Origin of the sequence: Caldimonas sp., from assembly GCF_046289365.1 — a bacterium.
GTDB lineage: Bacteria > Pseudomonadota > Gammaproteobacteria > Burkholderiales > Burkholderiaceae_C > Caldimonas.
Map to the genome: position 1 here is coordinate 1 of NZ_JBKBVU010000151.1, position 7,455 is coordinate 7,455.

The 7,455-nt window shown below is 67.3% G+C and carries 13 protein-coding genes; all 13 read left to right on the top strand.

All coding sequences use genetic code 11. The features are described from left to right. Positions 1-350, top strand: a 350-nt coding sequence (locus tag ACK42S_RS13350) for a histidinol dehydrogenase (RefSeq protein WP_409708337.1), incomplete at its 5' end; no start/stop codon positions are given. Continuing rightward, on the top strand, positions 347-1,423 hold the full coding sequence (hisC, locus tag ACK42S_RS13355) for a histidinol-phosphate transaminase (protein ID WP_409708340.1): 1,077 nt from the start codon (positions 347-349) through the stop codon (positions 1,421-1,423). The genes ACK42S_RS13350 and hisC, both read left to right, overlap by 4 nt. A 3-nt stretch (positions 1,424-1,426) precedes the next feature. Next, a complete protein-coding gene (gene hisB / locus ACK42S_RS13360; RefSeq protein WP_409708343.1) occupies positions 1,427-2,032 on the top strand; it encodes an imidazoleglycerol-phosphate dehydratase HisB in 606 nt (201 codons plus the stop codon). An 11-nt stretch (positions 2,033-2,043) separates the two neighbouring features. Then, positions 2,044-2,688 carry an imidazole glycerol phosphate synthase subunit HisH gene (gene hisH / locus ACK42S_RS13365; RefSeq protein ID WP_409708346.1) on the top strand — a complete coding sequence of 215 codons (645 nt, stop codon included), beginning with the start codon at positions 2,044-2,046 and terminating at the stop codon, positions 2,686-2,688. 94 nt (positions 2,689-2,782) lie between these two features. Further along, complete coding sequence (gene hisA / locus ACK42S_RS13370) at positions 2,783-3,529, top strand: 1-(5-phosphoribosyl)-5-[(5-phosphoribosylamino)methylideneamino]imidazole-4-carboxamide isomerase (RefSeq protein ID WP_409708349.1); 747 nt, start codon at positions 2,783-2,785, stop codon at positions 3,527-3,529. A gap of 9 nt (positions 3,530-3,538) precedes the next feature. After that, positions 3,539-4,300, top strand: a complete 762-nt coding sequence (hisF, locus tag ACK42S_RS13375; protein WP_409708352.1) for an imidazole glycerol phosphate synthase subunit HisF — start codon at positions 3,539-3,541, stop codon at positions 4,298-4,300. A 41-nt stretch (positions 4,301-4,341) separates the two neighbouring features. Next, on the top strand, positions 4,342-4,731 hold the full coding sequence (hisI, locus tag ACK42S_RS13380; protein ID WP_409708355.1) for a phosphoribosyl-AMP cyclohydrolase: 390 nt from the start codon (positions 4,342-4,344) through the stop codon (positions 4,729-4,731). Continuing rightward, positions 4,728-5,102: a phosphoribosyl-ATP diphosphatase gene (locus ACK42S_RS13385; RefSeq protein ID WP_409708358.1), complete on the top strand. Its 375-nt coding sequence runs from the start codon at positions 4,728-4,730 to the stop codon at positions 5,100-5,102. Before hisI ends, ACK42S_RS13385 begins: the two co-directional genes overlap by 4 nt. Beyond that, complete coding sequence (locus ACK42S_RS13390; RefSeq protein WP_409708361.1) at positions 5,099-5,521, top strand: DUF4870 family protein; 423 nt, start codon at positions 5,099-5,101, stop codon at positions 5,519-5,521. The genes ACK42S_RS13385 and ACK42S_RS13390 overlap by 4 nt, the downstream gene beginning before the upstream one ends. A 4-nt stretch (positions 5,522-5,525) precedes the next feature. Continuing rightward, positions 5,526-5,873: a histidine triad nucleotide-binding protein gene (locus tag ACK42S_RS13395; RefSeq protein ID WP_409708364.1), complete on the top strand. Its 348-nt coding sequence runs from the start codon at positions 5,526-5,528 to the stop codon at positions 5,871-5,873. Positions 5,874-5,937: 64 nt separating this feature from the next. Then, a complete protein-coding gene (gene tatA / locus ACK42S_RS13400; protein ID WP_409708367.1) occupies positions 5,938-6,177 on the top strand; it encodes a Sec-independent protein translocase subunit TatA in 240 nt (79 codons plus the stop codon). Between the two features lie 34 nt (positions 6,178-6,211). Then, the gene (gene tatB, locus ACK42S_RS13405) at positions 6,212-6,700 is read left to right on the top strand and encodes a Sec-independent protein translocase protein TatB (RefSeq protein WP_409708370.1); all 489 of its coding nucleotides are present in this window, start codon (positions 6,212-6,214) and stop codon (positions 6,698-6,700) included. Next, the coding region (gene tatC / locus ACK42S_RS13410; protein WP_409708373.1) for a twin-arginine translocase subunit TatC at positions 6,697-7,455 on the top strand (759 nt) is incomplete at its 3' end. The genes tatB and tatC, both read left to right, overlap by 4 nt.

A 7,455-nucleotide genomic window follows, 5' to 3' on the forward strand; every position in this document is an offset into this window, starting at 1 on the left:
GCGCGCTGAGCAACCGCATCGCGCCCGAGCACCTGGAGATCGCCAGCCGTGAGCCGCACCGCTGGGAGCCGCTGCTGCGCCACGCGGGGGCCATCTTCCTGGGCGCCTACACCAGCGAAAGCCTGGGCGACTACTGCGCCGGCCCCAACCACGTGCTGCCCACCTCGGGCACCGCCCGCTTTTCGTCGCCGCTGGGCGTGTACGACTTCCAGAAGCGCTCCAGCCTGATCGAGGTGAGCGAGCTAGGCGCCCAGGTGCTGGGGACGATCGCCGCCGAACTGGCCTATGGGGAAGGTCTGCAGGCGCACGCGCAAGCCGCCGAGTTCCGCCTGAAGGGAGGGGCGCGATGAGCCGCCTCGACACCGTGATGGCGCGCTGGCTGCGCCAGGACGTGCAGGGCATGCACGCCTATGCCGTGCAGGACAGCACCGGCATGATCAAGCTCGACGCGATGGAGAACCCCTTTCGCCTGCCGCCTGCGTTGCAGCAGGCCCTGGGCGAACGCCTGGGCGCCGTGGCGATCAACCGCTACCCCGGCGCACGCATCGACACGCTGCGCGAGACGCTGGCGCGCCACGCCGGCCTGCCCGAAGGCTGCGCGCTGATGCTGGGCAACGGCTCGGACGAGCTCATCAGCCTGCTGGCCATGGCCTGCGACGTGCCGGGCGCCACCGTCGTGGCCCCGGTGCCCGGTTTCGTGATGTACCAGATGTCGGCCCAGTTGCAGGGCCTGAAGTTCGTCGGCGTGCCGCTCACGGCCACGTTCGAGCTCGACGAGGCGGCGATGCTGGCCGCATTGGAAGCACACCAGCCGGCGTTGCTCTACATCGCCTACCCGAACAACCCCACGGCCAACCTCTTCGACGACCGCATCGTCGAGCGCCTGATCGACGCCGCGCCGGGTCTGGTGATCATCGACGAGGCCTACCAGCCCTTTGCCAGCCGCAGCTACATCGACCGCCTGGCCCGCCACGAGCACGTGCTGCTGATGCGCACGATGAGCAAGTTCGGCCTGGCCGGCGTGCGCATCGGCTACATGATGGGCGCTGCCCGGCTGATCGCCCAGATCGACAAAGTGCGCCCGCCCTACAACGTGAGCGTGCTCAACGCCGAGGCCGCGCTGTTCGCGCTGGAGCATGCCGACGAGTTCGCCCGCCAGGCCGCGGTGCTGCGCGAGGAGCGCGCCCGGTTGATCGAGGCCCTGAAGAGCCTGCCCGGCGTGACTCCCTTCCCCAGCGAGGCCAACATGGTGCTCGTGCGCGTGCCCGATGCCGACCGCGCCTTTGCCGGCCTGAAGCAGCGCGGCGTGCTGGTGAAGAACGTTTCTAGAATGCATTCCTTGCTCGCTGCCTGCCTGCGCCTGACCGTGGGCACGCCCGACGAGAACCAGCGCCTGATCGCCGCCCTGCGGGAAAGCCTGTAAGCCATGAGCACCACTGCCACGCCGCGTGTGGCCGACGTCACGCGCAACACCAACGAAACGAAGATCCGTGTGGCCGTCAATCTCGACGGCAGCGGCCAGGCCAGGCTGCACACCGGCATCGGCTTCTTCGATCACATGCTCGACCAGATCGCCCGCCACGGGCTGATCGACCTGGAGATCGAGTGCCAGGGTGACTTGCACATCGACGGCCACCACACGGTGGAGGACGTGGGCATCACCCTGGGCCAGGCCGTTGCCAAGGCCGTGGGCGACAAGAGGGGCATCCGCCGCTACGGCCATGCCTATGTGCCGCTGGACGAGGCGCTGTCGCGCGTGGTGATCGACTTTTCGGGCCGGCCGGGCCTGCACATGGACGTGCCCTTCACGGCCGGCATGATCGGCAGCTTCGACACCCAGCTCACCTTCGAGTTCTTCCAGGGCTTTGCCAACCATGCCCTGGTGACGCTGCACATCGACAACCTCAAGGGCGTGAACGCGCACCACCAGTGCGAGACGGTCTTCAAGGCCTTCGCCCGCGCCCTGCGCGCTGCACTGGAACTCGACCCGCGCAGCGTCGGCGTCATCCCGTCCACCAAGGGCTCGCTCTGAGCACCGGCACCATGGCGACTGTGGCTGTTGTCGACTACGGCATGGGCAACCTGCGATCGGTGTCGCAGGCCGTGCGCCATGTGGCGCAGGGTTCGGGCCTGGAGGTGATCGTCACCTCGCGCCCCGAGGAGGTGTTGGCCGCCGAGCGCATCGTGCTGCCGGGGCAGGGCGCCATGCCCGACTGCATGCGCGAGCTGCGCGACTCCGGCCTGCAGGAGGCCGTGCTGCACGCGGCGGCGAACAAGCCGCTGATGGGCGTGTGCGTGGGCATGCAGATGCTGCTCTCACGCAGCGAGGAGGGGCCCACCGACGCTCTGGGGTTGATTCCCGGCGAGGTGGTGCGCTTCCAGCTCGAAGGCCGGATCCAGCCCGACGGCAGCCGCTACAAGGTGCCGCAGATGGGTTGGAACCAGGTCTGGCAGGCCCGGCCGCACCCGATGTGGGCCGGCGTGCCCGATGGCGCCTGGTTCTATTTCGTGCACAGCTTCTATGCGCGGGTGGCCGATGCGGCCCACGGCACCGGGGAAACCGAGTACGGTGTGCGCTTTACCTGTGCAGTGGCCCGGGATAATATTTTCGCGACGCAATTCCACCCCGAGAAAAGCGCCGATCACGGCTTGGCCCTGTATCGCAACTTCCTGAGCTGGAAGCCCTGACACCGCCCGAGACCGTCGCCCTCCCTCCCGTGCACCGCTGAGGTGCCCGAGCCTTCCGCCATCCCGCCTCCATCCCACCCACTCGACTTCGGCTATGTTGCTGATCCCCGCCATCGATCTCAAAGACGGCCAGTGCGTGCGCCTCAAGCAGGGCGACATGAACGACTCCACCACCTTCGGCGAAGACCCGGCTGCGATGGCGCGCCGCTGGGTTGATGCCGGGGCGCGCCGCCTGCACCTGGTCGATCTCAACGGGGCCTTCGCCGGCAAGCCGGTGAACGAGTCGGCGATCAAGGCCATCCTGGCCGAAGTGGGCGACGAAATCCCCGTGCAGCTCGGCGGGGGCATCCGCGACCTCGACACCATCGAGCGCTACCTCGACGATGGCCTGAGCTACATCATCATCGGCACGGCCGCGGTGAAGAATCCGGGCTTCCTGAAAGACGCCTGCAGCGCTTTTGGCGGCCACATCATCGTGGGCCTGGACGCCAAGGACGGCAAGGTGGCCACCGACGGCTGGTCCAAGCTCTCGGGCCACGAAGTGATCGACCTCGCCAAGAAATTCGAGGACTACGGTGTCGAGGCCGTGATCTACACCGACATCGGCCGCGACGGCATGCTCACCGGCATCAACATCGACGCCACCGTGAAGTTGGCCCAGGCCCTGAGCATCCCGGTGATCGCCTCGGGCGGTTTGAGCGGCCTGGCCGACATCGAGAAGCTGTGTGCGGTGGAGGACGAGGGGGTCGAGGGCGTGATCTGCGGCCGCGCCATCTACACCGGCGCGCTGGACTTCGCCCAGGCCCAGAAGCGCGCCGACGAGCTCAACGGCGGCGCCTGACGCAGATCCATGCTCGCCAAACGCATCATCCCCTGCCTGGACGTCACCGGCGGCCGTGTCGTCAAGGGCGTCAACTTCGTCGAGCTGCGCGATGCCGGCGATCCGGTCGAGATTGCCGCGCGCTACAACGACCAGGGCGCCGACGAGCTCACGTTTCTGGACATCACCGCCACCAGTGACGGGCGCGACCTGATCCTGCCCATCATCGAGGCGGTGGCCTCCCAGGTCTTCATCCCGCTGACCGTGGGCGGTGGCGTGCGCACGGTGGACGATGTGCGCCGCCTGCTCAACGCCGGGGCCGACAAGGTGAGCTTCAACTCGGCGGCGGTGGCCAACCCGCAGGTCATCCGCGAGGCCTCGGCCAAGTACGGCGCACAGTGCATCGTGGTGGCCATCGACGCCAAGGCCCGCGGCGACGGCAGCGGCTGGGATGTCTACACCCATGGCGGGCGCAAGAACACCGGCCTGGATGCCGTGGCCTGGGCCCGGCAGATGGCCGAGCACGGGGCCGGCGAGATCCTACTCACCAGCATGGACCGTGACGGCACCAAGAGCGGCTTCGACCTGGCGCTCACTCGGGCGGTCAGCGACGCGGTGAGCGTGCCGGTGATCGCCTCCGGCGGTGTGGGCAGCCTCGAGCACCTGGCCGACGGCATCCAGAAGGGCGGGGCTGACGCCGTGCTGGCCGCCAGCATCTTCCACTACGGCGAATACACCGTCGGGCAGGCCAAGGCCCTGATGGCGTCGAGGGGAATCCCGGTGCGGGCTTGAGGCCGCATGGGGTTGTCACCCATGGTTGCTACACTGTGCCGATGAGCTGGCTCGACGATGTGAAATGGGACGCGGACGGCCTGGTGCCGGTGATTGCCCAGGAGGCGCACACCAAGGACGTCCTGATGTTCGCCTACATGAACCGCGAGGCGCTGGCTGAGACGGCCCGCCGCGGCGAGGCCGTCTACTGGAGCCGCTCGAGGGGCCGCCTATGGCACAAGGGGGAGGAGTCCGGCCACATCCAGAAGGTGCACGAGATCCGCCTGGATTGCGACGCCGATGTGGTGCTGCTCAGCGTCACGCAGCTCGGCCACGAGCCGGGCATCGCCTGCCATACCGGCCGGCATTCGTGTTTCTTCCAGGTTCTGCGCGACGGGCAGTGGGTCACGGTCGATCCGGTCCTGAAAGACCCGCAGCGCATCTACGGATGAGTCGGATGGATGCCCCGCCCGCCCCTTTGTCCCAGGACGTTCTGGCCCGCCTGGCCGAGGTCATCGAGTCGCGCAAGGGCGGCGATCCTCAGACCTCCTACGTGGCCCGGCTCTTCCACAAGGGCACTGACGCCATCCTGAAGAAGGTGGGCGAGGAAGCCACCGAGACCGTGATGGCTGCCAAGGACGGGGACCGGCGCAAGATCGTCTACGAGGTGGCCGACCTGTGGTTCCACTCGATGGTCGCGCTGGCGCAGTTCGGGCTCAAGCCGTCGGACGTGCTGGCCGAGTTGCAGCGCCGCGAGGGCCTGTCCGGGCTGGAGGAGTTTGCCGCCCGAACGGCCCGTGAACGACCGGAGTCCGGTGCATGAGTGCCCCGTCCGACCCCCGTGAACACTCGCCGGTGAGCGAGATTTTCGGCCCGGGCGGACGCGGCGAGGACTCGCTGCGCACCATCGGCCACATCAGCTACGCCCTGCATGCCATCGTTGCCGTGGGGGCGGTGATCCCGTCCTTCCAGCCCAGCGTGCTGCTGCTGGTGGCGGCCTTCATCCTCGACCTGATCAAGCGCAACGATGCGGCCGGCACCTGGCACGAGTCCCACTTCCGCTGGCGCATCCGCAGCGTGCTGTGGGCGGCCGGCCTGTACCTCCTCACGCTGCCGCTGTGGTTCCTGCTCATCGTGCCGGGCTGGATCGCCTGGTGTGTGATCTCGATCTGGTTCCTCTACCGCGTGGTGCGCGGCTGGCTGGCCCTGAACGACCGCAAACCCATGCCTTTGCCGACCTGACCTCATGAGCCACGACCCGAACTGCATCTTCTGCAAGATCGTTGCCGGCCAGATTCCCTCGAAGAAGGTCTACGAAGACGAGGAAGTGCTGGCCTTCCACGACATCCGGCCGCACGCGCCTGTCCATTTCCTGATCATCCCCAAGCTGCATGTGCCCTCGCTGTGGGAGGTGGGGCCCGAGCACCAGGCCCTGCTGGGGCGCATGCTCACGCTGGCACCACGCCTGGCCCTGGAACAAGGGGCGGGCAATGGCTTCAAAACCCTGATCAACACCGGTGCGGACGGCGGTCAGGAGGTGTATCACCTCCATGTCCATGTCATCGGAGGGCCACGCCCCTGGCGCGTCGGATGAGGCACCGGCCCCGTGAGGGGGGGCAACAAAGCCGTAGAATCGATTTTCCTTCTAGGAGTACATCATGGGTACCTTCAGCATCTGGCACTGGTTGGTCGTGCTGTTGATCGTCGTGCTGGTGTTTGGCACCAAGAAGCTCAAGAACATCGGCTCGGACCTCGGCAGCGCCGTCAAGGGCTTCAAGGATGGCATGCGCGACGGCTCCAGCAGCGGCGAGACCGCCGCACCGGCGCAGCAGGTCACCGCCGAGAAGACCCAGGGCGCCGGCACCACGATCGACGTCGAAGCCAAGACCAAGTCCTGAAGGCCGGCGCCTGCCGGCCTCTGACGGTGCGTCCATGATCGACTTCGGCTTCGACAAGCTGGCCCTGATCGGGGCGGTGGCGCTCATCGTCATCGGCCCCGAGCGGCTGCCCAAGGTCGCCCGCACGGTGGGCCACCTGCTGGGCAAGGCGCAGCGCTACGTGGCCGACGTCAAGGCCGAGGTCAACCGCTCCATCGAGCTCGAAGAGCTCAAGAAGATGAAGACGCAGTTCGAAGACGCCGCCCGCAACGTCGAGCAGACGGTCTCGCAGGAGGTCAACGCCGTCTCCAGCGACTTCGACAAGGCCTGGTCTGAGGTCACCGCGGGCCTGCCCTCGTCCTCCGGTGGCTCCTGGGAGCCGCCGCCGGTGTACAAGCCTCCTCGCAAGAACTGGCGCATCAAGCGCAGTGCCGTGCCTCAGTGGTACCGCCAGCGCCACGGTGTGCGCTCCAGGGTGCAGTCCGGGGCCGCGCGGGTGGCGCGTTTTCGCCCCCCCAGAGTCTCCTCCAAGGCCCGTCCGTGAGCCAGGATCCCAAGCAAGACCGTCCGGACGAACTGGACGGCACCGAGCAGCCCTTCGTCTCCCACCTGATCGAGTTGCGTGACCGCCTGATCCGGTCGCTGATCGCGGTGGGCATCGTCTTCGGCCTGCTGTTCTTGTGGCCCAGCCCCTCGGGCCTGTACGACCTGCTGGCCGCGCCCCTGGTGGCCCACCTGCCGCAGGGCTCGACGATGATCGCCACCAACGTGATCTCGCCCTTCATCGTGCCGCTGAAGATCACGATGATGACGGCCTTCCTGATCGCACTGCCCTATGTGCTTTACCAGGTCTGGGCCTTTGTCGCGCCGGGACTGTACTCGCACGAGAAGAGGCTGGTGCTGCCGCTGGTGATCTCCAGCACCATCCTCTTCCTGCTCGGGGTGGCCTTCTGCTACTTCTTCGTCTTCGGCCAGGTCTTCAGCTTCATCCAGAGCTTTGCACCCAAGAGCATCACGGCCGCGCCCGACATCGAGGCCTATCTCAGCTTCGTGCTGACCATGTTCCTGGCCTTTGGCCTGACCTTCGAGGTGCCCATCGTCGTGGTGGTGCTGGTGCGCATGGGGGTGGTCAGCATCGACAAGCTGCGCAGCTTCCGCAGCTACTTCATCGTGCTGGCCTTCATCATCGCGGCCGTCGTCACGCCGCCCGACGTGATCTCGCAGCTCGCCCTGGCCATCCCGATGTGCCTGCTCTATGAGGCCGGCCTGTGGGCGGCCCAGGTGTTTGCCAAGCACACC

Bases quoted from the DNA above. Each gene is read 5' to 3' on its own strand.
- hisA (WP_409708349.1), top strand. From the start codon at position 2,783: ATGTTGCTGATCCCCGCCATCGATCTCAAAGACGGCCAGTGCGTGCGC.
- hisF (WP_409708352.1), top strand. From the start codon at position 3,539: ATGCTCGCCAAACGCATCATCCCCTGCCTGGACGTCACCGGCGGCCGT.
- hisC (WP_409708340.1), top strand. From the start codon at position 347: ATGAGCCGCCTCGACACCGTGATGGCGCGCTGGCTGCGCCAGGACGTG.
- tatA (WP_409708367.1), top strand. From the start codon at position 5,938: ATGGGTACCTTCAGCATCTGGCACTGGTTGGTCGTGCTGTTGATCGTC.
- tatB (WP_409708370.1), top strand. From the start codon at position 6,212: ATGATCGACTTCGGCTTCGACAAGCTGGCCCTGATCGGGGCGGTGGCG.
- hisI (WP_409708355.1), top strand. From the start codon at position 4,342: ATGAGCTGGCTCGACGATGTGAAATGGGACGCGGACGGCCTGGTGCCG.
- ACK42S_RS13390 (WP_409708361.1), top strand. From the start codon at position 5,099: ATGAGTGCCCCGTCCGACCCCCGTGAACACTCGCCGGTGAGCGAGATT.
- ACK42S_RS13395 (WP_409708364.1), top strand. From the start codon at position 5,526: ATGAGCCACGACCCGAACTGCATCTTCTGCAAGATCGTTGCCGGCCAG.
- hisH (WP_409708346.1), top strand. From the start codon at position 2,044: ATGGCGACTGTGGCTGTTGTCGACTACGGCATGGGCAACCTGCGATCG.
- ACK42S_RS13385 (WP_409708358.1), top strand. From the start codon at position 4,728: ATGAGTCGGATGGATGCCCCGCCCGCCCCTTTGTCCCAGGACGTTCTG.
- hisB (WP_409708343.1), top strand. From the start codon at position 1,427: ATGAGCACCACTGCCACGCCGCGTGTGGCCGACGTCACGCGCAACACC.